Here is a 26,601-nt window from a genome sequence, read left to right on the forward strand (position 1 = left end):
TAATTTGCGATTTTGCCCGCGCGCTTTGCGCCCACCCTCCCGCCCAAAATCGCAAATTTACATGAACCTCTCCCGACCTCCGGTCGGGCCGGAGTTTAACTCGTAAACTCTTTCGCCGCGCCCCAATGGGTTTCCGCTTCATTCGCATTGGATGCCTCACTTCCTGTCGCAACGCGACAGGGTGCGAAATTTGGGAATCGTGTTCCGCCGCTACGCGGCGGGGCCGATTCCCAAATTAAATGGCAGGGGACACCGTCCCCCGCCCCGCGCGTAGCGGAGTCTTCGACTCGTTTTATGGGCTGTGAGCCTGTGCCTAGCGGTATTCTTCGCCGGTGGTGGCGTTGAGGATTTTGTAGTTTTCGACGTGGTAGTTGGGGTCGGCGCGGAAGGCGAGTTTGACGCCGTAGAGGGTTTCCATGCGGATGAGCAGGTCGGCGTCTTCGCTGCGGATGCGCTCTAGGATGCTGGGGTGCACGAGGACGCGCAGCGAGTGCTGGCTCTTGGCGTCGCGCGCGGTGAGGCGGCGGATGACCGAGGAGAGTTTGCGCTGGAGCTCGACGGACAGGGTGGTCGCGCTTTTTACGATGCCTCGGCCGCGGCAGTAGGGGCACACGGTGTAGAGGTTGGAGGAGAGCGACTCTTGCTGGCGCTGGCGGGTCATCTGGAGGATGCCGAGCGTGGAGATGGGCAGGATGTGGCTTTTGGCGCGGTCGAGGGCCATGCCGCTGACCATCTTTTCGTAGATGGCGTTGCGGTGGCGGCGCTCTTTCATGTCGATGAAGTCGATGATGATGAGGCCGCCGAGGTTGCGCAGGCGGATCTGGCGGGCGGCTTCGACGGCGGCTTCGAGGTTGACGGCGTAGATGGTGTTTCGCTCGTCGTTGCTGCTGTTTTTGTGCGAGCCGGTATTTACGTCGATGGAGATGAGGGCCTCGGTCTCGTCGATGATGATTTCGCCGCCGGAGGGCAGCGGGACTTTGCGCTGAAAGGTCTGCTCGATCTGGCGTTCGATGTTGAAGCGCTCGAAGATGGGGATGGTGTCTTCGTAGAGGGCGATGCGGGAGCGGGAGCGTTTGGAGATCTGGCCGACGAGGTCCTGGGTGCGCTCGAACTCGGTTTTATCGTCGATGAGGACGCGGTCGACCTCCTCGGTCAGGAAGTCGCGCACGGTGCGTTCGACGAGGTCGGGCTCCTGGTAGAGGCAGGCGGGGGCGCGCTCGGTCTGCGTCCTGGCGGTGATTTTTTCCCACTGCTTGAGGAGCAGGTGCAGGTCGCGCACGAAGTAGCGGGTCTTCTTCCCCTCGCCGGCGGTGCGCACGATGACGCCCATGCCTTCGGGGATCGTGAGCTCGTTGAGCATCCGCTTGAGGCGTTTGCGCTCGGCGGGTTCTTCGATTTTGCGCGAGATGCCGCAGCCGTCGCTGAAGGGCATGAGGATGAGGTAGCGGCCGGGGAGGGCGATGTTGGTCGTGGTGCGCGGGCCTTTGGTGCCGATGGGGCCTTTGGTGACCTGGATGACGATCTCGGAGCCGGGCGGGTAGAGCCGGGGGATGTCTTTGACGGTGGGCTCGGCGGGTCGCGCGGGCGCGGTTTTCTTTTTGTTTACGCGGACGACTTCGACGGAGGAGTCGGCGGCGGCGGGGAGCATGTCCCAGTAGTGCAGGAAGGCGTTTTTGGTGTAGCCGATGTCGACGAAGGCCGCCTTTAGCCCGGGGTCGAGGTTCTTGATCCGGCCTTTATAAACGCCGCCGACCATGCGGGTGTCGGAGTCGCGCTCGATCTCGAATTTTTCGAGTCGCCCGTCGACGAGCAGGGCGACGCGGCGCTCGAGTGGCTCGGCGTTGATGATCAACTCGCGGTAGCTCTCTTTTTCTTTCTTGAAGGTGGAGAGCACGCGCTGGATCAGCGGGCGGGTTTTGGCGCGGCGGGCGGCTTCGGCCTTGAGCTCTTCGGCGGATACGTTGGCCGCTTCGGTGATCGGGGGCGGGTGGGCGAGCTCTTCGTCGTACTGGCTCAGGTCTTTAGGAGCCGGGTCGCCGGAAGCGTTTTTTGGGACAGGTTTGGAGGATCGGGGGGAGGAGTGGGAACTCATTATGCCTTATCATTTGCGCGGAGCTCTGGCGTGCGTCGGGCGTTGCGGCGCAGGAAATCCCGGCAGGGCGGTCAATATCGGGGCAAGTGGGCATTTGGGTTTTACGCAAAGTCCTTGCGGAATCGATAGACGCTCTGGACCAGTCCTTGCAGCAGGCAGCAACTGAGCACGAAGGAGCCTCCGTAACTTATAAAGGGAAGCGGTATGCCCGTGATGGGCACCAGTCCGATCGTCATGGCGATGTTCACAAACACGTGGACCGTGAGCAGCACGGTGACGCCTACGGCGATCAGTGTGCCGAGGCGGTCGCGGGCGAGCCCCGCGATGCGTATGCCGTTGAACAGGACCAGTCCGAACAGACCCAGAACCGTAAAACTTCCCAATAAACCTTTTTCCTCGGCGATGACCGAGAAGATGAAATCGTTGTGCGCGACCGATCTCGGCAGGTAGCCGAGCTGCGCTTGTGTGCCCTGTGTCCAGCCCTTGCCGGTGAGCCCGCCGCTGCCGACCGAGATCAGCGACTGGCGCTGGTTCCAGCCGATGCCCATCGGGTCGATTTTTTCGGGGGCGACGAAGGAGATGATCCGGTTGCGCTGGTAGTCGTGCAGCGGAAACCAGGTCTGCGCCTCAAACTTCCCGCGGTCGCGCAAGTAAGAGTAGCCATGCGTCTCCATAAACTGCGCGTAGCGCCACGTGTCCCAGCTCACCAGCCCCACGATCAGTAAAAATGCCGCCAGAGCCCCCGCAAAAAAACGGGCAGAGAGCTTGGAGACGAACAACATCGCAAAAACCATCGGGGGCAGCACAATAGCCGACTTTAAGTCAGGCTGGAGCAGGATAAGAACCAGGGGCAAACCCACCGCAAGAGCCAATTTGCCCAGCACCCCGAGCGAGTCGCGCAGCGTCCCCACACGCTCGCGGACGAGCAGGCTGGCGGCCATGATCAGCACCGCAACCTTCGCTGTTTCAGAGGGTTGGAATGTAAAGAAACCCAGGTCGAGCCAGCGCTGCGCGCCGAAGCGCTCGCTGCCGATGCCCGGCACGAGCACCAGCAGCAGGGGCACCAGTGCGAGCAGGTAAAACCAGTGCGCGATGCCCAGCCAAAACCGGTAGTCGATGAGCGAAACCGCCAGATAAAGCCCCGCCCCCAGCGTCAGCCACACGAGCTGCGTAATCCAGTTGCGCCCATGCACGGGGAGCTGCGCGCTGTAGATGAAGAAGACGCCGATCAGCGCAAGGCCGAGGCAGGCCAGCGGGCTCACCCAATCCCAACGCCCGCGCGTTTGGGTTTGGAAGCGGAGGAGGCTGTCGAGACGCTCGGCGAGATTCACGTAAGGGGGGGAGAGGGCGGCAGGCTGCGGAAAATTCCCGCGAGCTAAACGGGCGAGCCGCCGCGGGGTCAATGGAAGCAGCGGCACAAGACAGTTTTATTTTGGGAGGGGTATCCGACTCCCACTGCGCGTGGGGCGGGGGACGGTGTCCCCTGCCATTTACATTGCGGCTTGGGCGACGGGCGTTCCGCCGTCGCTCAAGCCGCAATGCAGAAATGCCCGACCTTCGGTCGGGCTGGCGAATTATCCGTAAACTAAAAAAATCGCCCCAATGGGTTTTCGCTCCGTTTGCATTTGATGCCTCATTTCCTGTCGCGCCGCGAGTGGAGCGGGAACCCGCTTGGGCGAGATGAAATAATTCACCGGTAAAATGCGGCTTGGGTGCGGCCCAACGAGGCTACGCCCAATAAACCGGCCTTCGACCGCCCGACCAGAGGTCGGGCTTATTCAACTGTGCGGCTTGTTCGTCGGGCGGAACGCCCGACAGCAAGCCGCACAGTAAATGGCACGTGGCGCCCCGCCACCGCTGCCCGCGTAGGGCATTGCCTACCGCTCCCCACGCGCAGTGGAGTCTTCGACTCTTTTCTTTTGCGAGGCGCTCGTTGGGGCCTCGTCAAAAGGGCGCACGCGCGGCTTGTGCGGTTGCGTTATGAAATCTGGTTCGCTGGCTTTGGCCTGGATGCCGGATGCCCCGCCCAATATTTTGTGGATTCTGACGACGCAGTGGCGGGCGCAGGCTTGCGGGTTTGCGGGGGACCCCAATGCGCGCACGCCGCACCTCGATGTGCTGGCGGCGCAGAGCGTGAACTACACGCGGGCGGTGACGCCGCACCCGTTTGGGCCCTTCGCGCGTGCGGCTCTGCTCACCGGCATCCCGAGTCCGCAAAATGGGGTGGCGCGCTACTACGATCCGCTGCCGCCGGGCGCGCGGACGATCGCGCACGAGCTGGGCGCGCGCGGCTACCACACGGCGTTTTTTGGCAAGTGGCACCTCGCTGCGCGTGACCCGGCGGCGCCGCTGGTGGGCGAAGCGCATGCGCGGATGCGGGTGCCGCCCGAGGCGCGCGGCGGCTTCGCGTTTTGGGAAGGCTTTGAGAGCGGCTTCCTGCTCAACGACCCGTGGCTGCATGGGACGCGGCTGCCCGAGCCGCAGCGTTTTAGCGGCTACCAGAGCGAGATCTTGTGCACGCGTGCGGCAGAGTATTTGCGCGAGTACGCGGCGAGTCGCGGGAGCGCCGGCAGCGGCGACGTGGCTGAGGTGGCCCGTGCTGCCGCACCGTGGTTTGCGGTGCTGAGCCTTGAGGCGCCGCACCCGCCTTACGCGGCAGCGGCCAATGGCTTCGCGCCACTGCCGCCCGGGCAAATCCAGCTCGCGCCAAACGTACCGCGCGGCGGCGCGGTGGAGCAGCGCGCGCGGCGCGAGCTCTCCGGCTACTACGCGCACATCGCGGCGACGGATGCGGCAATCGGGCGGCTCCTGTCGGGACTGCCGCGCGAGAACACGGTGATCGTTTTCACCAGCGTGCATGGCGACATGCACGGCGCGCACGGCCTCTTCCGCAAAGGCTGGCCGCACGAGGAGAGCGTGCGCGTGCCCTTGCTGGTGCGGCATCCGTTGGAGCCGCCGCGCCGCGATACGGAGACGGCCGCTTCGCTGCTCGACCTGCACCGGATGACCTGCGCGTGGGCGCGAGGCGAGCGCTGGCTGGAGCAGCCCGAGCGCGCGCAGATCTCGATGCCCAGCGTGGTGGGGCTGCCCGACCAGTGCGACCACGCCTGGAGCGGCTTCTGGGGGCCGGGTGGCCAAGTTATTTTTAACGCCGACGGCTCTCTGTGGGAGCTTAACGAGCTCGGCAGATGAGTAGAGAGCCTTACACGAAATAGGCGGCTACCGGCTACCGTATTATGGCATAAGTGGAAATAATATGTGCGGAGCCGGTGTGGTTGTCATCTGTGCCCCACTAGCTTTTTCGAGGGATCTGTGCTACAGGTTGGGGCGTAACCCCAAAATACCCTATGCTCTTAGAAACACCCGAAAAAGAATCCGCAGTTAAAGGCTACTCGTCTAACGAGCCTTTTGTCCTTTCCGAAGGAAATATCGACGAGGCGAGCCTCGCCCAAGCGGCTGAGGCCTTTCACCGCGATGGTTATTTCATCGCCCGTGGCCTTTTTTCGCCCGAGGAGGTCGAAGACCTGAACGGGCTTTTTATGAAAATGCACGCCGACGGAGGTGTTCCCGGGTTTTACGACCGGGCAGGCTGCCGACCGTTGATGAGCTGTGGGGCGTGGATCGCAATAAGGTCGACCCACTAGCCCAGTGGCCGCGGGTGATGCATCCACACCGCTTCAATGAGAAGGCGCGTGCCTACATGCTCCACCCCAAAACTCGCGTGTATCTCGAACGCTTTATGGGAGGGGAGCCCGTGGGGACCCAGACTATGTACTACTTCAAGCCGCCCGGGGCGCGCGGCCAAGCTATGCACCAGGACAATTTTTACCTCTTGGTGCAGCCTGGCACTTGTATGGCCGCATGGACGGCCTTGGACGATTGCGATGCGGAAAACGGCGGGCTGATGGTCGTGCCGAATTCTCAAAACAATGATTTGGTTTGTCCGGAGCGGGCCGACGTATCACTTAGTTACGCGCCTCATCGGGTACCTATTCCAGAGGGGCAAAAACCTGTTTTGGCAGAGATGAAAGCGGGCGATACGCTGTTTTTTAACGGTAACGTGATTCACGGCTCTGGCCCCAATCGCTCGAAAACGCGTTTTCGCCGCTCGTGGATCTGCCATTACGCCAAGGGAGATCTGAGCAGAATATCGAAATTCTTCCTACCCCTTGTGTCGATGGATGGTCGTGATATCGTAGTCGAGTTCGAGCCTGGTGGTGGTCCTTGCGGCGGCACTTGGGAGGGCGCGGAGGGAGCGTAGCCTTGTGCATTTCCGATGGCTCGAACCGACTTGTCAGATTTTACGATTGGATAAACAATAAGATTGCTTCGAAGAAGTGGTCTTATTGTGGGGGGGGGGGATGTATTCTATCTCTTAAGATTCGTGTGTTTCTAAGAACACATTTCGATTGATGAGGTCTTGGATCTGGTCTTGTCCTTTTTGGAGCAGGCGGAGTGCTTCGGAGGCGAGGGCATCGACTTCGTAAATGCGGTGTTTTTCGGCATAGGCACGTAAGCCGATCATGGTGTTGACCAGTTCGGAATAGGCCAAGTTTTGGTAAGGCGAAGCTGGAGACTGGGGAACATGAGGGATTTGCTCAATAAAAAGTGTGCCGGAGGCTTGGCCTCCGCAGAACGGGTCGGGCTCGTGATAGAAAGGGGCTTGCCAGTTGGGTTTGAAGGGTGTGATGATTCCCGAACCGCGATAAATATGCTTCGCGACTTCGCGTGAAGTATAAAGAAATTTGGCCATTTCCCAGCAGGTATCGATATGTGGGCTACGTTTGTTAATGGAGATCATCGTGCTACCGGTCGAGCTGGTGCGGCGTCCTCCGCGCTCAAAAGCGGGAATAGGCATGAGTTTAATCTTTCCTCCAAGCTGAGGGTTTTCCTTTTTCCAGAGCGTGAGCATCCAGTCAGTAATAATCGTTCCTACAACGACCCCATCGAGCCGTTGTTTGTGTCCGGCTGAACTGTGGAGGGGGACGTCAATACTTACGCGGTTTGGGCCGGTAATCCACTTGGTAAGTGTCGCGAGAGTACGGGCATTTCGTTCATTAGCGAAGATGGGGTGACCATTTGTGTCGAAGAGCACTCCATCATTTTGTAGGACAAGCATACGGATTGTATCGTGACTGACTTCAGAAAGGCTTAGCAAGTAGCGGTCGGGCCGCCCGTCGCCATCAAGGTCCACCATCAAGGGGTGCATGACACGGAAGTAGTCGTCCCAAGTTTCGATTTGTTCAATTTCTGCGTCGCTTATGCCGGCTGCTTCAACGAGGTCGGCGCGGTAAGCAAGTAGGGCGGGGGCAGCCGCCAGAGGTAATCCAAAGTGCCTACCGTATGCACTATGTTGTAAAAGAGTCGATTCGTTAAACTGCGCGTAAAGTCCATCGTTGTGCAGCCGATCCGTGATGTCCAAGAACCCGATCTGGTCGAGTGGGCCGAGGTAAGCCTTGGGATACATACCCTCATGTGTTTCGAATAAATCGGCCATCGGTGTGCCTGATAGAAAGCCCGAAAGCATCCTGTGCTCAATTGCTTGGGCATGTAACAAAGACATTTCAAAGGGGCTTTCTGGGTGCTCCTTATTCCACCGTGTGATTGGCTCGACATAGGAATCACGATGGGGAGTAGCGAAAACCCAAAAGGAGATCCCCTCGGATTCGTTCTCGGGTAATAGGATGACTAGAACTGAGCTTACAGCAGCGAAGCAAAAAATCAGGGTAGGGCCAAGGAGAGATCTCATGATTAAGTACGTAGATGCGTTATGGGGAGGGGGCAAGAGGGCACTCTAAGAAATGCCTCAACGGAAAGGCGTGAGCTTCTCATAGGCAGCCAAAAGTAAGTGTTTGGCAAGAAAATATGAGTTTTGAAAGCAGACTTTCGTCTTAGGAGCTCACCCTATGGGTGGTGGCTCGGGTAGCAAAGCGAGTGTCAAACTTTGGCGGGAACTTAGGCACGCTTATACGGACTAAGAAACATCTGCTTTTGATTATGAAATTCAAGTATTTATATGACTCGGGGGCTTCATCTCCATCCAGAGGGTTGACCTCAGGTTCGCAGCCGCTGCGGAGCCGTGCAGCTGGCCGATTCGGCAGATTGCTCTTACTGGCTCTTGTGGTATGTGCGCTGTGGCTGACTATCGAGGATCGCTGGGGGAGTGACTTCGTACTGCCGACCCGATATACTGGTGATGCACATTATATCTTGGCTATGATGAAGCTGGCTAAGGAGGGCGACCTCGGATTGTTTACTCATATAACAACTGCTTCTCTAGGGGCCCCATTTCGCGGGCAGTTAAACGATTTTATTGAGGCCGAGCGAGTGATTGTTTGGCTGGGAGGGCAGGTCGCCAGAGTGACTGGGCTCATGCCTGCATCAAATATTATGCTGATACTGGCATGCGTAGGTGCAGCCTTTTCATTTTATTTTGCAGCCAGGCTCTGGCGGGTGTCGCGGTTAACCGCATGGGTTTTCGCCATCGTCTATGCTTTTCTCCCACATAATCAACGCTCTCTTGACAGTCTAGGGATAGTCACTACGGGGCTTCTTCCTCTTCAGTTCTACTGCTTGTGGTATATCGCGACTGTGCAGAGGCTTTCTTGGAAGTCTTTTCGCTTTCGGCTTACGTTAGTTATCGGGATGCTTAGTGGGCTGCTGAATGTTTACTGGGTATTCTTTTTTGCTCAGATGTGTGTCCTTGCTGTGCTATGCGGATTACTAAAACGTCGCCAAGGCGTTATTATGGCACTCATCCCCTTGGCAGCTACTTGCTTTATGGCCATCTTGGTGCTGGGGAGTTTTGTTATATATAGATTTCAGTACGGAGTGAACCCAACTGCTATGGTTAGGACTTATTCTGATGTAGAGGGAGGAGCACTTAAACCGATTGAGCTCTTGATTCCTATCTGGGGGACTCGCTTAAAAGGGGTCTCCTTATTTTTCTCGCGGTATTATGATGGCGGTAAGTGGGATGTCGGAGAATATTGGTGGGGCGTTTATATTGGCTTATGCGCCATAGCTGGGTTACTTGCATTGCTTTTTAGGGGAGTGTATCGTCAGTTAAATAGGCATTCTCCGTCACTGCCTTTTCTCGCTGTGTGTTGGACTATTGCCTATGCCAGCTTTGGCGGGGTTAATGCGATTTTTAGTCTTATAACGAATTTTTACGACATTCGAGGTACTAATCGCTACTCGTTTGCCATCGCGACGATAGGGTTTCTATATTTCGTTTTTGTAATTCATCGATTGACGAAGAGGTGGTCTTTAAAGGTAAGGTTTGGTGTACTGATTGCGCTCGGCTCACTCTTTATGTGGGATCAATCTTATCAGAGCTACTTCTTTCCTCGCTATAATATTCCTACAAGTCTGACGAGGGAGCGAGTGATGGCGGATAAGGCTTTAGCTTTAAATTTGGAGAATCGTTTGGACGCAGGAGCCATGATCTACATACTGCCTGTTCTTGACTTTCCGGAGCCTTTCTCGGGGCGTGGAGCTTTTAAGCTCAACTTTTTTATTTATGACCCTATTCGGCCTTTCCTTTACTCCACCAAGCTGCGTTATTCCTATGGGAGTAACAAAGGTAGGCAGGGGGCGGATTGGCAGCTCAATGTGCAGGAGCTACCCGCTGGAGAACTTGCAGCTAGACTCGAATCCTATGGCTTCGCTGGGATCCTGTTGAATCGGAAGGACTATCCAGACCGTGGGGAGCAGTTGTTGGCAGAGTTTGCCAAAGCCGGTTGGCCAATGGAGTTTGAGCAAGGGATTCGCAATGAGTGGGCTTTTATTCGGCTCAGACCAAGTGAAAGACCAGTATTCCCAACACAGACTCCTTACGCGATGTCTGTAGAAAATCAGGATTCGTGAGCACTTGCTTTACCCGCTCCAATAAAAACTTACGGCGCGCCAGATGGCGCGCCGTAGGAAGGGGCTTAACAGAGGTTTATCAGGCACTCGCTCAAAAATCATAACGAAGAGTGAATTTGGGGTTAATTGGAGTACTCATATAAATTTGGCTCCGGCCGGAGCCAGAAACATAGTCTCTATCCAAAAGGTTATGAATATTGAGTTGTGCGTGCCAGTGCTTTTTGAAGCGGTAGCTGGCGCTGGCTTCGACGATAGTATAGGAAGGGGTCCAGAATCGGGGCTGGATCCTGACGGGATCGTAACCGAGAGGTGGTGTGGTCCATCTGCCGCGTGTATCGCCTGCACGCTCGCCTACGTAATTGGCACCTATGCCTAGTCGCAGCCCGCGTAGTGGGCCTTCGGAAAAGGTGTAGGAGGCCCAGAGTGCGGCCGTTTCCTCGGCAACATTAGGGGCGCGGATGTTATCTTCATCGCGGAATTTGAAATCTGTGAAACTTCCAATCAGCGAGAAATTTGGGGTGGGCGACCAAGCGATCTCAAACTCAACTCCCTTAGAGGTGCGGTCAGTGCTCACTGCAGGATTCAGAGGAAACGGAATCGGGGCCTTATAGTTATCGGGATCTTGTTCCCAAAGGTTTTCCTGCAAAATGTCGAAATAGGAGACTGTCGCGTAAAGTCGTCCCTCGAAGAGTCGGAGCCGGAGGCCGCCCTCGTGCTGTCGTCCAGGACGAGTGTGAGGGGGGATTGCTGAGCCTGGGTCGGCACTGCCAAGTACCTCTTGTTTTGAGAAACCGTAGAAAACTGAAAGCTCGGGGATTATTTTGTAAACAATACCGGCAGAGGGTAGTGTTGCCTCTGCTTTTTCCTCAACGCGTATTCCCGTTTGGTTGTTATGAGTGTTGGAAACATAGCGGTTTTGAGAAATGCTCCCGCTAAGTACTAGCCGATTCTCGAAGAGGTGGAGGACTTCGTAGATGTAGGCTTGATTCGTGCGGTAGCGGTCCGATGAGTTAAAGTTCCAATCGTTCCCAAGGGTATAGGCTGGCTGGGTATAGTTGTTAACGAAGTCATAATATATCCCGTCGGGGATGTAGTTTATCTGCCGGAAGTGCTGACTCCTGTAGCCGAAGGCGTAGCCTGCGACCGTCTGCGATTTCCAAGTGTTTGCTGTGTGTTCGTAGACGAAGTCATTTTGGAAATTACCCGACAGGCGCAAAGGCCATTCCTTGAGGCCGCCGAGGATATAGGTCGGGTTGGGATTCACGGTGACGCCATCCCAGTACCATTCTCCCGTGATTTGGTCGAGTTTGATCGGGTCTACAACTATGCCAGTTTGTCCAAGGTAAGGATCACTCGGGCCCAGGAAGTTCGAGCGCACGTCTGACTCTACCCAGTTTCCCGCAACTCGCATGGATAGTTTATCGGTAATTTGGCTGGAAAGTTTAAATCGGGTGTTGTGAGCTTTTTGGTGGGCGGTGATATTGCGTCCGCCTATCTGGAAGTCGCGTGGTAAGCCGTCTTGGGGGCGGACATCGCTTCGGCCAACTGCGTAAACCGAGACTGGGATGTCACCACCAGCGAAAATAGAGGCGTTACTGGCTTGAAACTGGAGAATGAATTCCGTCTGTGGGCTGAGCCGGTAGGTGAACATCGGCATTACAGTGGTGTTCTGGTGAAACTGACCTTGGCCGTAGTGGTCGGCATCAGTGAATGCACCTACCACGCGCAGGGCGAGCTTGTCAGGGCGGAGCACGTAGTTGGCATCAAGTTCGGCGCGGTTGGCATCCCAGCGACCAACTTGATAGGAGGCGTAGCCTTTATTCACAAATAGAGGGGTCTTCGTGATGTTATTAACAACACCACCGGGCAGTCCCTGCGGGGCAAGAATCGCATTAGGCCCCTTTACGATTTCGATGCGCTCTACGATGATCGGATCTTGGTTGCTCAAGCTGAACTGGCTGAAGCCATCTATGGTCAAGTCATAGTCTGAGAAGCCGCGAACATTCATCACGTCCATAAGCAATTGGAATCCCCCCATACTGCTAATGCCAGCTACATACTTGGTGGCATCCAAAAGGCGAGCAGTGCCGATATCAGACATGAACTCGTTTGTGACAACCGATATGCTTTGGGTGGAGTCCATCAGGTCCATTCGAACTCGGCTGCCTGATGTGGATTCGGCAGCTTGGTAGCGGCCCATATTTGCGCTTTCGTTTACCGCGAAGGGGGAGAGGTGGACGATTTCTTCGTCGGTTTGGCTTTGGGATTGCTGGGCAAAGGCGGGGAGGCACAGGGCGAACATCAACGCGGATGCGCTCGTACGGGTTGCGAATGCATATTTTCTCATGGGGGTAGGGGATTTGGGGGTGAAGCGGTTCGGCGCGTACTTGTGTCGAACCGGCAAAGGGGCGGGAAAACTAAGGGGGGAGCGGGCCGACCTAAAGGGACGCGGGAAACGCTTTGGGGGGGCGACCCGCGAAGGGGGGAGTGCCCGTAGCCGGACAAAAAACGCGTAGGACGGCAACAGAATAATACCAGACAGAGTATCCCTTGATCTCATGTAACCTTGCACCTCGAGTGCGTATAACTGTTGAGGGCGCGTTGGCCGAGCTCAGCTCGCGCGAGAGGGCGACGACACAGCTCCCCAATTAGCCAGACTTAGTAGTCTGCGCCGGTATTGTGGTGTACGTTTGCTGCGTCTATTTGCGTGTTCGATCCTGTTTCCGAAGTTTCCGGAACCTCGGCCTGCGGCGGATTTTCTTCGGGCGCGGGCGCGGCGGCGTTGTTGGACGCGGCATTGGGATTGTTGGGTGCGGTGGCGGGATTGCTGCTGAAGTGCAGGAAGTTCCACTTCGGGTTGTCGAGCGGGCCGGTGAGCCGGACTTCGAGCACGTTGGAGATCGGTGTGAGCATGAGCCCTGCGATGGTTTTCAGGATGGAGCGGCTCTCCTGAAAGGGGTTTATGCGGGCGCGAAAGTCGAGCTGCCCACGGTCGAGCGCGTAGTGGCCGCTGGCGGTGATGGCGGAGTTTGAGCCGGTGATGTGCACTTCGGGGAAGACGATTTTATCGCCCTCAATCGAGAAGCTCGTCAGCAGTCGGTTGAAGTGCAGCGCGGTAAAGTTGAGCAGCTCGGAGAGGAGGCCGAAGATGTGGATCTCGCCCAAGCCGCGGCCTTTGAGCTCCATGTTTCCGGAGCCCATGAAGCTGAGCGTGTCGCCGGGGCGGCCTTCGGCGGAGAGGTCGAGATCGATCGTGACGTTGGTATTTTTCTCAACGTTCGGTGGGGGCTCTTCGCCGCGCCGCCGCGCGAGGTAATCGGAGACGATGCCGGTCCATTTGTAAAATTTGCCCTGGGCGAGGCTGAGGTCGAAGCCGAGGGTCTGCGCCTCGCCCGTGCCCTGGAGGAGGACGCGGCCAGAGACGAGCCCTTCGGCGAGGCCCGCCGAGAGCGAGTCGACGAGCAGCATGTCGTCGTCGATCATGGCGGTGAAGTTGAGCCCGTTGAGCGGGAAATCGTAGAACGTGAAGTCGCCTTTGGTGCTGCCGTGCAGGTCGATGTGGCGCGCGCCGGCTGCGGCGATGAAGCCGCGGGCTTTTACCGAAACAGGCTCGGCGAAGTAAAAGGGAGCTATCGCAGCCTGCACCTCTGGCCCGCTCAGCGCACCGAGGGTGGGCATGTCGAGCGTGGAGCTGAAGTCGAAGTCCTCCCGCGCGAGCTGCCTGGTGGCCGGATCGTTGCGCCGGAGGAACCAGCCGTTGGCGCTTTGCGTGCCGCGCCGGATGGAGAGCTCCATGGCGTGGTAGTAATCGGGTTTTATGTAGATCCGGGTGCGGACCTGGTCGAGGGCGGCCCCTTCGATTGTCGGGCTATGGCTGTCGGCATAAACGAAGACGCGCGAGTGCTGCGGCTCGCCCCAGCGGCCGCGCACATCGACCGAGGCCGTCGGTGCGTTTTTCGAGAGGTCAAAGTTTTGCCAAAACTGGGCCCACCAATCGTGAAACCACAGGCTGATGTCCGGCGGGTTGAGCTGCCCGCTTAGCAGGAAGCGGTAGTCGCGCGTGCCAAGGTCCTGCGTGTAGCTGCCGTGGGCATAGTTGCTGCCGATCGCGGCGTAGGCTTGCGGGGCCTCGAAGCGTTTTCCCGAAAACGTCACCCGCCCGCCGATCTGGTCGAGCGTGAGCCCATGTGCCCAGACGGCGCGCGCGTCGAACCGGCCGGTGAGCGCGGCGAGTCGGCCGCCAGCGATCCGCAGCTCAAGGTCGATTTCGGGGGCTGCGCCCAGGCGGACGAAGCGGGAGAGGTCGGTACTCGTGTATTCGCTTGCGAGGTCGAGCAGCGCGGGCGGCAGGCGACCGCTCGCGTGGAGCTGCGCGTCGGGCTCGCCGAGTGTGAACCGGGCATCGAGGTCGAGCGGGGCGCCGCCGATTTGCAGGAGGGCGGCGCTGCGGATGCGGGGCCAGCCGTCCAGCTCCGCCTGCAAGGAGATGTCGCGCGGGCTGGCTCCGGCGAAGCGCAGCTCTGCGGCTGCGACTGCGAGCGCTTGCGGGCGGACGCGCATCTGGGCGAAGTCAACGAGGCCGCGAAGCGTGCCGCGCAGGCCCAGCACTCGAGCCTGGCGGTCGATGGGCGAGTTTTGCCGCAGGGCGAAATGTGGCGGGAGGGCCGACGGCGCGACCCGTGTTGGGAGAGGCGGGAGGGGCGGGAGCTCAAGGTCGAGCGCGCGCAGCGCGAGGTCGATTTGCAGCGGTACGGGGGCTGTGCTGTGCAGAGGCAGTGGGGAGCTGGTCACACGAAACGCGCCGAGCGAAAAGGGGGGACTCGCGTGTTTGGGCGCATCGTAGCCATTTCCCGTGATCGTGATTTCGGCGAAGGCGCCAGCCACATCGTCGGGACTGAGTGCGATATCGATTCGTGTGCTCGGGTGAAGGCCGGCTGTCCATTGCGCGGCCTCGCCGAGGCGGCGGCAGAGCAGCGGGTAGTAGCGGGCGAAGAGTTCGGCGGCGGGGAGCGTCTCGGTCGCCTTGGTGCGGATGAGTGGGCGCGGATCGACACGGCCCTGAATGGAGAGCGCGAGGTTGCCGAGTTGCGCGGACTGGGCGCTGAACTCGGTGAACTCCAGTGCGTGTTCGCGTGTGCTGAGTGCGAGCTCGGCGTTTTCGATCAGGAGCTCGCGCGCGCCGCTGCCGCTGAGCAGCGCGGGGATGTAGAGGCTCAGCCCATTGGCGCGCAGCGCATCGGCCTGCACGCGACCGGTGAGCAGGGCCAGCGGGTCGAGCTGGATGTAGAGCGAGCGCACCTGAGCGACTGGCTCGGCAAAGCGGGGCAGCGACAGCCGCAAGTCCTGAATCACGATTTGCCCGGTGGGGTCGAAGCTCGTTTTGCCGAGCTGGGCGCTGAGCTCGGAGTTCGAGAGCTGCTGCTCCAGCGAGCGCAGCAGAAAGGGCGGGACGGGCATCTGCTTGGTGGTGGCCGTGTAGATCTGAAACCCGAGCAGCAGCCCGAGCCCGAGCCACAGCGTCCACCAAAAGAAGCAGCCGAGGCAGTGCCCGCAGAAGCGCAGGCCGTGGCGCAACAAAGGCGGCGGAGGCCGAGGGACCGAGGCAGGCATCTTATTCGGCGGCGCCTGCGTTTTCGGCGGCGGGGTTTTCGGGGGCAGTCGCTTCGGAAGCCGTGGGAGCGGGGGGGGCTGCTGTCTCGCGACTGGCGTCGTCGTCTGTGGCGTCTGCGGCGGCAGCCTGCGCGGGCCGGGCAGTCGGCTGCGCTGGGGCGCTGCTTTGGTGCGCGCTGGCTGGCTGCGTATTTTCGCTGGCGGCGGGCTCGCGGTAGTTGAGCTGCCAGAGCGCGTCGAGGAGCTCCTGATTAACCGCGAAGACGAGGCCCAGCTCCGGCGAGCCTGCGAGCTGGAGGTCGCCCCCGAGCCGCTCGCTGAGGAACAGCGTGCTCGCCTGGCTCTGCTCGCCGCCGCCACCGCTGGGGAGCTGCACGGTGGTGTCGATCCGCCAGCGCCAGGAGCGCTCGGCCCCAGAGGCAAAGATCGTGTCGCTAAAGTGATCCTGGACGAGGCTTGCCGCCTCCAGATGGCGGAGCGCGCCGAAGAGGCGCTGCACGGGCGCGTTACTCGCTGCTGCCGCAGTGGCGTTGGGTTGGGCAGGCTCGGTGGCGCTGCTTTCCTTATCCTCGATGTTGGCCTCAAACGCCACGTGGCCCTCGCGCAGATCGGTGATCGTGAGCGCGCTGAAGCGGGCGGCCTCGGGGAGCTCGCGCAGGAGCCGGTTGCGATAGAGCAGCGGATCGGGAGCGGTCTGTTCGAGGATCTCGGCGGGGATTTGATAGACGAAGCGGGCGTGGCCGAGCCGCGCGTAGAGGTGGGGCTCGGAGAGGCTGGGCCGCCCGATCTGGAGCTGGAGTGTGCGCGAGGAGTCGGCGCCGTTGTCGCGGTTGCTCGCGCGGCTGGCAGTGGGGGCGGTAGCTGCCGGGCTCAGGGCACTTGCCGGAGTGTTGAGCGTGAGGGTGATCTCGCGCTCGGGGCGGTTGAAGCCCCAGTTCTCCAGGTCGGCGTCGCTGGGGGCGTCGCTCACGAAGCGTTGTGCGGCGAGCTGGCTTAGCGTGCGGATGAGCTCCTGCATGCGCTGCGGATCGGCGGGCTGGAGCTGCGGGCTTTGCTGGGCGTCGCGCCGGACGAGCTGCCAGGTGTTTTGCCCGTCGGCTGTGCTGCGCAGCTGCTGGAGGGTGAGTGGGGACTGGTTGGGCGCAGAGAGGGTGACTGCCGTGAGCGCCTCGGGCTCGAAGTCGAGGATGCGTGTCTCGCGCAGCGCGTCCTGTGCATTGCGCAGTGTGTTGAGCAGGGGCTCGGGGATCGGGAGGGCGAAGCGCGGGGCCTTGCCTTCGAGCGCGGCGATGAAGACGTGGATGGGCTCCTGCCCGGGCGTGGAGGAGTGCAGGCCTGCGACTTCACCGGGGACTTCGCGCAGGAGGATGAGGGTTTGCTGGCGGTTGTTGCCGATGAGGCTGACGCGCAGCTCGGCGTTGGCTGTGGGGCTGTCGTTGTCGGGCAGGAAGTGGTGCACGCGCAGGGCGTTGAGCGCGTTGATGGTGAGCTCGACCTGGGGCTTGTTTGCGCGGGCGATGATGGGTGCCTCGAAGCTCCAGTGCTTGCCTTCCTGGCGGATGCGCACGCGCGAGGCGCTGGCGCTTTGCAGGTTAAGGCTGCGCGCCTCAAAGGTGGGGATCGAGAAGAGGTTGTCGGTGCGCAGTTCCTCGAGAGGCAGGTTGAGGCTTTGCAGGAGGGAGAGGCCGACGACGTGCACGCGGTCGCGCTCGGGGGAGAGCAGGTAGAGCCGGTTGCCGACCTTGGTCTCGTCGCCGACCTGGAGCGTGACGCTGGTGGCACTGCCCGCTGATCCGGCGGGCGTGGTCGGGGTAAACTCGATCGTGAGGCGCGGGTGCTCCAGCCCGTAGTCGGCGAGCGACTGGTGGTTTTTCTCCAGATCGGCGACGCTGAAGCTGGTCTCGTGTTCGAGAAACTGGAGCTCGTTCAAGATGCGGTTAACGGCGTGCGGGTTGGCAGGCCAGTCGATGGGGGAGCTCAAGGCCCACTGCTCGCCGCTGCGTTGGAGCTCGATTGTGGAAAGCCCCGGGCCGCTGATCCGCAGCCGCTGGATGCTGGCGGCCTCGGGGCCGAGGACGCGGCGGCGGGTCTCGCGCTCGGCTTGCTCCGTGCGCCAGCCGCGCTCGAATTTAAAAATAAAGACGAAGAGCGCGACGTTTAGAAAGAGGAGGACGAGTGTGACTTTGGTGCGCAAGGGAAGAGGGGGGCTTTCTTGTTTGATCGGCGCCGCCGCGCGGGCGTGCCAGTGTCTGGGCTTTAAAGGGCAGTGGGTGTGTTAAAAACAGGAACGGTACGTAGGCGGAGCGCGTACAGCGTGGAGGAGGTGGTGGTGCAGATGTGCGCCGTACGCTGCTCTAGCTGCGGCGCGACCAGTAGACGATGAGCCCGAGCAGCGCAGTCGCGAGCGGCAGGGCGAAGCCGAGCAGGCTGCGCAGCTTGAGCAGCTCGCTGCGGTCGAGCGCGAGCTGGAAGCGCTCGATGGGCCGCGGCGGGATGTTGAGCTCGGCGTCGCGGTCGATCCCCCACTTCACCGCGTTGAGAAAGAGGCTCTGGTTCCCCGGGTTGGCGATGCGCTGGTTGGTGACGAGGTCGCCCGTGCCGATGACGACGAGGCGGCCGCTGCGCACGCTGAAGGGCAGGTCGCCGCGCGCCTGCACGCGCTCGGAGGTCGCGACCAGGCCGAGCCGTCCATCGGGCGCGAGCCCGGGCTGGCCCTTCAGGTCGACGCCCGCGTTGTACTCGGGCCTGCTGCGCCGCCGGTAGCTGACTTCTCCCCAGGCGGTCTGCGCCGTGGCCGCCAGCACGGAGACCTCGAGCCCGCCCGCAAGACCGCGGCCTGGGTCGGGCCGCACGCTGCGGGCCGCGCCGATGCGCAGCGGCATCCGGTAGTCGATGAGCGTGCGGGTGATGGGGTGTGGGTTGAAATCGCGGACGATGAGGTCGCCGTTGTCCGTGTAGCTGGCGAGATCGCCGTCGTGGATGACGACGTCGTCCACGAGGATGCCCCAATCGTAAAAAAACTGGTCGAGCCCGTGCGGGATCCCGGGCGCGAGCAGCACGATGAGTCGGCCTTGGCGCAGGGAGAGGTAGTCGCGCAACTGCTCCTGGGTGCGCGCGTCGTAGCGGCCTTGCGGCGCGGCGGCGATCACCAGGTCGGCATCGGCAGGGACGGCGTCTGTGGTGGCGAGCGAGAGCAGCTCGACCGCGTAGTTGCGCAGCCGCAGCTCGTCGCTCAGCACGGAGAGGCCGCGCGTGGGATCGACGTCGTCGGGGCGCAGCTCGCCGTTGCCAGTCAGAAAGTAGATTTTTTTGCGCGCGGGGTTGGAGACACTGAGGATGGCCGCCGTGATGGCTTCCTCCCCGCGGAAGTCTTTTCGCTGGCGCTCGGAGACGCCGTACAGGTCGGCGATGGCGACTTGCTGGCGGCTTTCGCCGCAGAGCAACAGGATCGTGTTGGAGTCGCTGAGGCCGAGCTGGGTGGCGATTTGGTGTTGGCGGTACACGTCGATAAACTCGACGGAGATCGGCCCGTTGGGATTGCTCTGGCTGGCGTAGCTGTACTCGCGCAGGAGGCCGCGCAGGTCGCGGTAGGCTTCGGCGATTTCCGGGTCCTGATCGGTCTCGCTCAGGGTGACGACGATACGCACGGGTCGCTCCAGCCCGCGCAGGTACGCGCGTGTCTCGGGCGAGAGCGAGTGCCGCTGCTGGGCCGTCAGGTCGAAGCGCCACGCGTAGCTGCGCGCCAGGTAGTTTAGCCCGCTAAAGAGCGAAAGGAAGAGCAGCACCTGCAGGACGAGGTTGCAGGTGCGCAGCCATCGGGCGGCACGAAAACTGTCAGGCGAAAACAAGGTCGCAGACCTTTCTATTTTGCGCGCGGCTCGTTGGCCGCGCGTTGGTGGGGGTTGAAAATCGGGTGAAGTGGCATGCGTGCGGGACTGAAAATGGGTGGGGCAGTGGCGGGTAGGGCGGGCGCTTAATTGTGCAGGAGCTTCGCCTCGACACCGAGGATGCTGAAGATGAGGGCGAGCGTGGTGCTGCTCAGGTAGAAGAGCAGTTGGCGGGTATCGACAATGCCGCGCGCGAAGTCTTCGCGATGCTGGATGATTTGCGCGTAGTGGAGCGCTTCGCGTGCGGGGTGCAGCACCTCGCGTTCGAGCCAGGCCGTATTTTGCAAAAGCCCGCCGCCGAAGATCAGCGCAAACAGAAGCGCAAAGCTGAGTATGCCCGCGACGGCCTGGTTGCGCGCCAGCGCGCTGGCGAAAACGCCCACCGCGATGAAGAGCAGCCCGGAGACGGCGATAAACAGGTAGCCGCCAAAAAGCGACTCGGGGTCGATGAAGCGCAGGTCACCCGCAAAGCGATACAGGATGTAGAAGAAGCCGCCGGTCGTCGCCCAGAGCGAGAGGTACAGCAGGTAGGCGGCGGCGTACTTGCCCAAAATGACTTCGGCCGTGGTGACGGGCGTCGTCAGCAGCGTTTCCAGTGTGCCGAGGCGGCGCTCCTCGGCCAGGCACTTCATCGTCAGCAGCGGCACCATGAAGAGCACGGGAAACCAGAAGAGCTGGAAGAATACCTGGGGCGGCGAGACTTCCTGGGGCGCGTTGCTGTAATCTTGCAGAAGGCTCGTGAAGAAAAAGCCCATCACGGCGAGGAACAACGTCGCCGCGATATAGGTGCTGGGCGTGACCAGCAACATGCGGACTTCGTGGTTAAGGATCGTGAGGAAGTGGCGCATCGGGAGAGGCGGGCGGGAGCGGAGGAAGTTGCGTTACAGAAGAAGTGGGCGAGGCGGGAGGGAAAGGTTCGTGCGGAGCGGAAGGGCGGCGAGCGGGTTAGCGTTTCAATTCATCGGAGGTGACGTCCCAACTGCGGCGCGTGGCCGCGAGGAAGACGTCCTCCAGCGTGGGCTGCGAGCGGCTCAGCGAGCGCACGCGAAAGCCGCTTTGTGTGAGCGCTGTCAGGAGCGCCTCGCCCAGCGGGTCTTCGCGCTTGGTGGTGAGCAGCCAGCGGTGAAAGCCCGCCGCATCGGGCTCGCCGGTGGCGGCGATTTGCAGCGACTCGTCGCACTCGCCGAGGGCGCGCGGCAGCAGGCTGGGGTCGCCCGCGGCTTCGAGCTCGTAGTGCGAGTGGCCGATCACGCTGCGGCGCAGCTCTTCGGGGGTTCCCTGGGCGACGATCCGGCCCTGGTTGATGATGAGGACGCGGTCGCAGGTCATCTCGATCTCCGGCAGGATGTGGCTGGAGATGATGACCGTCATCCGCCCGCGTAGGCTGGCGATCAAGTCGCGCACGATGAGGATCTGGTGCGGATCAAGCCCGATCGTGGGCTCGTCCATGATGATGATCGGTGGCTCGGCGAGGATCGCTTCGGCGATCCCCACGCGCTGGCGAAAGCCCTTGGAGAGCTTGCCGATGATTTTGTGGCGCACGCGCTTCAGGTCGCACAGCTCCAGCACCTCGTCGATGCGCGGCGCGAGTGCGCGGCGCGGCATCTCTTTTAGCCGCCCGCGAAAATACAGGTACTCGTGTACGCGCATGTCTTCGGGCAGCGGGTTATTTTCCGGCATGTAGCCGATGAGTTTTTTAACCTCGGCACCGCGCGAGGCGACCGGGTGCCCGCAGACGGCGACGCGGCCCGAGGTCGCCGGCAGGTAGCCGGTGAGGATCCGCATCGTGGTCGACTTGCCTGCGCCATTGGGGCCGAGGAAGCCGAGGATCTCTCCGCGCGGCAGCGAGAAGCTGATGTGATCCACGGCGACGTGGCCCGCGTAGCTCTTCACCAGATCGTGCACCTCTATGGCGGGAGGGGCGGGGGGCGAGGGCGGCGCGGCCTGGGGCGTTGCATCGCTATCGGGCGTCGTGGCTGGCGCGGGCGCCGGGCTCGCTGTGAGCGCGTCTTCGCTTGTCATGTGTGCGGGGGGCGGGCCCGCCACAGCGGTTTCAAAATCAGACTGCGCCTCACCCTTCACAGGCGGGCGGGCTTGTGCGGCGACTGTGGCGGGCCCTGCGTTGGCGTTGCTCATGGGGTGATCGGGGCTTGGGCAGCAGCGCTTTCGAGTGTGACTTCGCCTGCTGCGAAACGCTGCTGCGTGCCGTCGCCCACCCGCAGCAGCAGCTTGCCGTTCTCGTCGATCCCGCAGGCGGTTCCCTCGATGTTTTGCGTGCCGTTTACGACGGTGATTTGCTGGCCGCGCAACGCATCGTGCTTCTCCCAAAGTGTGGTGAGTTGCTCGGCGTACTGGTCGGCGACGAACTGGCTGTACGCGAGGCTGATCCTGCCAAGCAACGCCGCAGTCAAATGGTTCACATCGATCGGGCGTCCCGCCTCAACCCGCAGCGAAGTGGCGGGGCGGCGCAGCGACCGCCCCCAGGTGCCCGCCACCTGGTTTACGTTTAGCCCGAAGCCGAAAACGAGGTCGCGCATCTGGTCGGCATCGATCCGCGCCTCGGTGAGGATGCCGCCGCATTTGCGCCTGCCGAAGACGATGTCGTTGGGCCACTTGATCTGCGCGGGCAGCCCGCACAGCGTGTGGATCAGCTCGCAGATGTTTACCCCCATCCAGAGCGTAAAGGTCGGCATCCGCTGCGGCGGCAGCTCGGGGCGAAACGCAAAACTGGAGTAGAGGTTGCCGTGCTTGCCGCTCTGCCAATCGCGCTTGAAGCGCCCGCGGCCCCGGGTCTGCTCGCGGGCGAGGATGGCGAAGGGCGCGGGCTCGCCGCGCGCGAGGCGGCGGGCGGCCTCGTCGTTGGTGCTGTCAATCGTGTCGTAGACGCTAAAGGGCACCGTATCGCGCCCCCGCTTACGCAGCAGGATCTCGATATAGGCGGCGTGCAGCTCCAGCGGTACCGCGCCGATCCGGTAGCCGCGCGAGTGCTTGGTCTCGAACTCGAAACCCTGCGCGCGCAGCTTCTCCATATGCTGCCAGACGGCGACGCGGCTGATCCCCAGTTGCGCGGCGAGTGCCTCACCCGAGACGTAGTCGGGCGCGGCCTGGGTGAGCTCGCTCAAGATCACAAGTTCAGGTCGGTGGGCGCGGTGTGGCATGCGGGCGGAGAGCGTGAGAGTGGCGGGAGGAGGGCGGGAGGGAGGCGGTAGCAGTGGCCGCGAATAAACGCTAGTGGGCCGCCCAGCGGCAAGGGGTCTTCGCATCCTTTTTTAGCGGTGAGCTTGCGGGGAAGCTGGGCGTTTCTACCTGGAGCGTGACGTCGAGAAGGCGAGGGGGAGGCCGGAGAAGGCGGGGCCGGGCATTGTCTCGCGCAGCTCCATCCTGCGTAGCCCCGACCTCGGTCCGGAGGGAAATGCGAACGGTTGCGCGCCGGCGCCTGCACTACTACCGTGGCGCACATGTTACTCGCCGAATTTAAACGCTCAGTGGCTGCCGATAGTGCCCCGCCCGAGGGGCTCTCCGTTGAGCTGGGCGCGTTGTGGTACGATGCCAAAGGCGATTGGGAAAAAGCTCACGAAGGAATCCACCGGCTGGAGTCGCGCGAAGCGTGTTGGGTACACGCCTACCTGCACCGCAAGGAAGGCGACCTCGGCAACGCCTCGTATTGGTACGGCCGCGCAGGCCAGCCCGTCCCAAAAACCGACCTCGCTCACGAGTGGGAACAAATCACCCGCACTTTTCTCGCGCAGCTTTCACGGTAAGAAGCGCGGAGTATTTCGCGGGCTACATCATGCTGCGTGGCTCACGAGTCGCGCGAGCGTGGATGGTAGCGGGCACTGCCCGTAAGCTGTGCGCTGAGGTGGTGGCGGAAGCTTCGGAGGTCTTTTACTGCGCCCAGGGCGATGAGCTGGCGGGCGATGTTGCCGACAGCCGTTCCTTCGAGGCTGAAGGAGTGCACGGGGATGCCCGCAGCATCGGCGGTGGCTTGGCACAGCAACCGGTTTTTGGAGCCGCCGCCGACCATCAGGATGCGCTTGAACTGTTTGTTCGTGAGGCGCTCGAAGAGGTGCATCGCTTCGGCGTGACTGTGCGCGATGGAGTCGTAGATCAGCCGCGCGTAGCCGGCGAGGTCGGCGGGCAGCGGCAGCTTCCGCTTGCGCAACTGGGAGTCGATTGCGGCCCTCATCGAGGCGGGGTTGGCGAAGCTGCCATCGTTTAGTTTTAGCAGCGCGGGGCCTCCAGCCGCCGCGCGGGTGTTGCGTTTGCTGGCGGGGCGCAGGGCTTCGGCGGCGCTGACGAGCGCGGCCCAGTCTTTCGCATTTTTGGGCCGTTGCTCGGGGTACTCGACCATGAGTTGTTCGAGCAGGAAAAGGCCGTCGATATTGGTGAGCGGGCGGAAGTGGCCGCCGCCTGCGCGCTCGTTGGCGATGCGCGCTTTTTGCGCCGCAGGGCCGAGCAGCGGCGTAGGGTTTTCAAAGCCGATGAGCGACCAGGTGCCGGAGCTCAGGTAGAGGTCACCGCCGTCTTCGCTGGCGGGCATGGCGTCGTAAGCGCAGGCGGTGTCGTGCCCGGGGACGGCGATTACCTGCGCGCCGCGCAGCTCGGGGATGGAGCGGGCGGGGCCGAGCGGCGTGCCGGGGAGAATGGGCGTGCGAAACCATTCCGGCGGGATGCCGAAGTGCGCGAGCGCATCGGGCGCCCATTCGGCTTGCGGCTGCACGCCGAGAAGCTGCGAGGTGCTGGAGATGGTGAGCTCGTTTTCGAGCCGGCCGCTGAGCAGGAAGTTGAAGTAGTCGGGCAGGAAGAGGCAGCGCGTGGCGAGGCCGCGGATAGCGGGGTAGCGGTCGAGCGTCTCGGCGAGGTGCAGGCTGGTATTGTAAAAGAGATTGGGGATGCCGGTCGCCGCGTAGAGCCGCGCACTGCTGGCGCGGTCTTTGTTGAGTGCCTTGAGTGCGGGCTGCACGCGGTTGTCGCGGTAAGCATGGAGCGGGAAAACGATCCGGCCGCTGTCGTCGAGCAGCACGTGGTCGCAGCCCCAGCTATCGACGCCGACGCTGGCGAGCCGCCCGCCGTGCGGGACGAGTGCGGCGGCCTTTACCAGGCCGCTGCGGACTTCGTGCCAGAGCTGGCCGATATCCCAATATGCGTGCGGCCCGAGCTCGCGGTAGGCGTTGGGGAAGCGGTGCGCCTCGGTGAGCCGGAGGCGCCCTCCCGCCTCTCCCGCCCAGAGCCCGAGGATGACGCGCCCACTGGTCGCCCCCAGATCAACCGCCGCGCAAGCAACCGGAGCGGAGCCGCGGCGCCCGCTGCTGATTGTGTGGCGTGCCACGTTGCCGGGCTGGCTTGCGCGTACAGGCGTTGGTTTGGCCCGTGTTTTTTTTGCCGCGGCGCAGCGGGTAGCCGTTTCTTTGCGCACAGGCTTCGGGGGATTTTTTACAGGTTTCGCAGGCATGGGGCAGGAGGGGAGTTTGGGGCAGCGAGCTGGGGGCTTCGGGCTCGTTTTCTTCGCGCGTGTCGCTCGTTGAGCGAAACGCGCTTCTGAAGCGGCGGCGCCTTACGCGAGCTGGAGCCGTTTCAGGGCTTGGCTGTGGAGTGCGTCAAATCGCTCTGCGTTTTCTGGCTGGGCGAGGTCGAGCGAGTAGCTGGGGACGATCTGGGTGAGGCGTTCGCGGACGGCGGGATCGGCGAGTTTTTCGGCAAAGCAGTTTTCCAAAACTTCGAGGACGATGTTCACGCTGGTCGACGCGCCGGGTGAGGCGCCGAGGAGCGCGGAGATCGTTTTCTCGGGGTTGGTGATGACTTCGGTGCCGTAGTGGACGATGCCCGCCTGACCGTCGGTTTTCTTGATGGCCTGGACGCGGATGCCCGCATCGATCAGCCGCCAGTCTGCGAGTCGCGCGCCCGGGTAGAAGACGTGGAGCACGTCGAGCCGGTCTTGCATCGACTGGGTGCCTTGCTGGATGAGGTAGCGGATGAGGCCGAGGTTGCTGAGGCCGATCTTGATGAGCGTGCCGAGGTTGTGCGGGCGGATGGAGCGCGGCAGGTCGGTCCAGCGGCCTTTGCGGTGGAGGAACTTGGTCGTCCACGAGCCGAAGGGGCCAAAGAGCAGCGTCTGGCGGCCGTCGAGGATGCGCGTATCGAGGTGCGGGACGGCCATCGTGGGCGCGGCGGCGAGCGGCTGGCCGTAAACTTTTGCGCGGTGGCGGGCGACGATCTCGGGGTTGTCGCAGATGAGCCACTGGCCGCCGATGGGGAAGCCGCCGAGGCCGCGCTGCTCGGCGATGCCCGCTTTTTGCAAGAGCGGGAGGCTGCCGCCGCCCGCGCCGATGAAGACGAACCTGGCGTGCGTGTGCCGGACGGCGCCAGTGGCGAGGTCGCGCACGCTGACGCGCCAGCCGCGCTGCGGTCGGTCGAGTTTCTTGAGGTCGACGACCCGGTGGGCGGTGGTGACTGCGCAGCCGTCTTGCGCGGCGAGCCAGGAGAGGAGTCCGCGCGCGATTTCGCCGAAGTTGACGTCGGTGCCGCCCGGCATGTGCGTGGCGGCGATCGGCACGGCGGGGTCGCGCGCGTCGAGCAGCAGCGGTGCCCACCGGGCAATGGTCTCGCGGTCGGTCGAGTACTCCATCTGCCGGAAGAAGTGGTGCTGGCTGAGCCCGCGATGGCGCGATGCGAGGAAGTCGACCCAGTCCTGCCCGTGGACGAAGCTGATGTGCGGCACGGGGTTTATGAAGCGGCGCGGCTCGGGCAGCATGCCCTGCGCTGCCGCGTAGCCCCAAAACTGGAGCGAGTGCTCAAACTCGGCGAAGACGCTGATGGCCTTGGCGACATCGACCTCGCCATCGGGGCCGCGATTGGGCGTGTAGCTCAGCTCGCACAGGCCCGCATGGCCGGTGCCCGCGTTGTTCCAGCCATTGGAGGCTTCCTGGGCGAGCTGCTCGGTCGCCTCGTAGACCTGGATCGTGAGCGCGGGGTCGAGTTGCTTGAGCAGCGCGGCGAGGTTGGCGGACATGATGCCGCTGCCCACCAGGAGGACGTCGGGCGAATCGATGGGCGGCGTAGCGGCAGGGCGGTGAGTGCGGGCAGGCATGGCGTGTTAAAGCGGGGGGCGGGGCTCCGCGCACACGGGTTCTATTTATAAGCGAA

The 26,601-nt window shown here is 62.0% G+C and carries 17 protein-coding genes; 5 read left to right on the top strand and 12 right to left on the bottom strand.

Annotated elements, in window-relative coordinates; translation table 11 throughout:
* Positions 1 to 313 precede the first annotated feature (313 nt).
* Positions 314 to 2,092, bottom strand: coding sequence for an Rne/Rng family ribonuclease (locus tag AXK11_RS02550; RefSeq protein WP_082780787.1), 1,779 nt, complete (start codon positions 2,090 to 2,092; stop codon positions 314 to 316).
* A gap of 101 nt (positions 2,093 to 2,193) precedes the next feature.
* Positions 2,194 to 3,510: a rod shape-determining protein RodA gene (gene rodA / locus AXK11_RS02555; protein WP_231865727.1), complete on the bottom strand. Its 1,317-nt coding sequence runs from the start codon at positions 3,508 to 3,510 to the stop codon at positions 2,194 to 2,196.
* A 562-nt stretch (positions 3,511 to 4,072) separates the two neighbouring features.
* On the opposite strand from rodA, the gene AXK11_RS02560 reads away from it, so the two are divergent.
* The 3 genes from AXK11_RS02560 to AXK11_RS02565 all read left to right on the top strand — a co-directional run bounded on the left by AXK11_RS02560 (position 4,073) and on the right by AXK11_RS02565 (position 6,353).
* Positions 4,073 to 5,284: a sulfatase-like hydrolase/transferase gene (locus AXK11_RS02560; RefSeq protein ID WP_068629043.1), complete on the top strand. Its 1,212-nt coding sequence runs from the start codon at positions 4,073 to 4,075 to the stop codon at positions 5,282 to 5,284.
* A 155-nt stretch (positions 5,285 to 5,439) separates the two neighbouring features.
* Complete coding sequence (locus tag AXK11_RS09660; RefSeq protein ID WP_156469159.1) at positions 5,440 to 5,736, top strand: phytanoyl-CoA dioxygenase family protein; 297 nt, start codon at positions 5,440 to 5,442, stop codon at positions 5,734 to 5,736.
* Positions 5,737 to 5,753: 17 nt separating this feature from the next.
* Positions 5,754 to 6,353 (top strand): phytanoyl-CoA dioxygenase family protein, encoded by a 600-nt coding sequence (locus tag AXK11_RS02565; protein ID WP_156469160.1) that lies wholly within the window; start codon positions 5,754 to 5,756, stop codon positions 6,351 to 6,353.
* Between the two features lie 114 nt (positions 6,354 to 6,467).
* Here AXK11_RS02565 and AXK11_RS02570 read toward each other — a convergent pair whose 3' ends face one another.
* Entirely contained in the window at positions 6,468 to 7,841 is a 1,374-nt protein-coding gene (locus AXK11_RS02570) for an ABC transporter substrate-binding protein (RefSeq protein WP_082780788.1), read from the bottom strand.
* 248 nt (positions 7,842 to 8,089) lie between these two features.
* On the opposite strand from AXK11_RS02570, the gene AXK11_RS02575 reads away from it, so the two are divergent.
* Positions 8,090 to 9,961 (top strand): putative glycosyltransferase family protein, encoded by a 1,872-nt coding sequence (locus AXK11_RS02575; protein WP_156469161.1) that lies wholly within the window; start codon positions 8,090 to 8,092, stop codon positions 9,959 to 9,961.
* 91 nt (positions 9,962 to 10,052) lie between these two features.
* Here AXK11_RS02575 and AXK11_RS02580 read toward each other — a convergent pair whose 3' ends face one another.
* The 7 genes from AXK11_RS02580 to AXK11_RS02610 all read right to left on the bottom strand — a co-directional run bounded on the left by AXK11_RS02580 (position 10,053) and on the right by AXK11_RS02610 (position 22,616).
* Entirely contained in the window at positions 10,053 to 12,308 is a 2,256-nt protein-coding gene (locus tag AXK11_RS02580) for a TonB-dependent siderophore receptor (RefSeq protein WP_197456766.1), read from the bottom strand.
* Positions 12,309 to 12,619: 311 nt separating this feature from the next.
* Positions 12,620 to 15,538 (bottom strand): AsmA-like C-terminal region-containing protein, encoded by a 2,919-nt coding sequence (locus AXK11_RS02585; protein WP_156469162.1) that lies wholly within the window; start codon positions 15,536 to 15,538, stop codon positions 12,620 to 12,622.
* Positions 15,539 to 15,572: 34 nt separating this feature from the next.
* The gene (locus AXK11_RS02590; RefSeq protein ID WP_068629053.1) at positions 15,573 to 17,765 is read right to left on the bottom strand and encodes a DUF4340 domain-containing protein; all 2,193 of its coding nucleotides are present in this window, start codon (positions 17,763 to 17,765) and stop codon (positions 15,573 to 15,575) included.
* 160 nt (positions 17,766 to 17,925) lie between these two features.
* The gene (locus AXK11_RS02595; protein WP_068629055.1) at positions 17,926 to 19,419 is read right to left on the bottom strand and encodes a GldG family protein; all 1,494 of its coding nucleotides are present in this window, start codon (positions 19,417 to 19,419) and stop codon (positions 17,926 to 17,928) included.
* A 125-nt stretch (positions 19,420 to 19,544) separates the two neighbouring features.
* Complete coding sequence (locus AXK11_RS02600; RefSeq protein WP_068629057.1) at positions 19,545 to 20,306, bottom strand: ABC transporter permease; 762 nt, start codon at positions 20,304 to 20,306, stop codon at positions 19,545 to 19,547.
* A gap of 97 nt (positions 20,307 to 20,403) precedes the next feature.
* Entirely contained in the window at positions 20,404 to 21,594 is a 1,191-nt protein-coding gene (locus AXK11_RS02605; RefSeq protein WP_231865728.1) for an ABC transporter ATP-binding protein, read from the bottom strand.
* Positions 21,591 to 22,616, bottom strand: a complete 1,026-nt coding sequence (locus tag AXK11_RS02610; protein WP_068629059.1) for a biotin--[acetyl-CoA-carboxylase] ligase — start codon at positions 22,614 to 22,616, stop codon at positions 21,591 to 21,593. Before AXK11_RS02610 ends, AXK11_RS02605 begins: the two co-directional genes overlap by 4 nt.
* A 300-nt stretch (positions 22,617 to 22,916) precedes the next feature.
* On the opposite strand from AXK11_RS02610, the gene AXK11_RS02615 reads away from it, so the two are divergent.
* A complete protein-coding gene (locus AXK11_RS02615) occupies positions 22,917 to 23,219 on the top strand; it encodes a hypothetical protein (RefSeq protein WP_068629061.1) in 303 nt (100 codons plus the stop codon).
* Positions 23,220 to 23,260: 41 nt separating this feature from the next.
* Here the strand turns inward: AXK11_RS02615 and AXK11_RS02620 are convergent, their stop codons facing one another.
* Together AXK11_RS02620 and mqo are read right to left on the bottom strand one after the other, a co-directional pair.
* Entirely contained in the window at positions 23,261 to 24,787 is a 1,527-nt protein-coding gene (locus tag AXK11_RS02620) for a rhamnulokinase (RefSeq protein ID WP_231865729.1), read from the bottom strand.
* 225 nt (positions 24,788 to 25,012) lie between these two features.
* Positions 25,013 to 26,545 carry a malate dehydrogenase (quinone) gene (gene mqo / locus AXK11_RS02625; protein WP_068629063.1) on the bottom strand — a complete coding sequence of 511 codons (1,533 nt, stop codon included), beginning with the start codon at positions 26,543 to 26,545 and terminating at the stop codon, positions 25,013 to 25,015.
* Positions 26,546 to 26,601 lie beyond the last annotated feature (56 nt).

The organism is Cephaloticoccus primus (genome assembly GCF_001580015.1).
Taxonomy (GTDB): Bacteria; Verrucomicrobiota; Verrucomicrobiia; order Opitutales; family Opitutaceae; genus Cephaloticoccus; species Cephaloticoccus primus.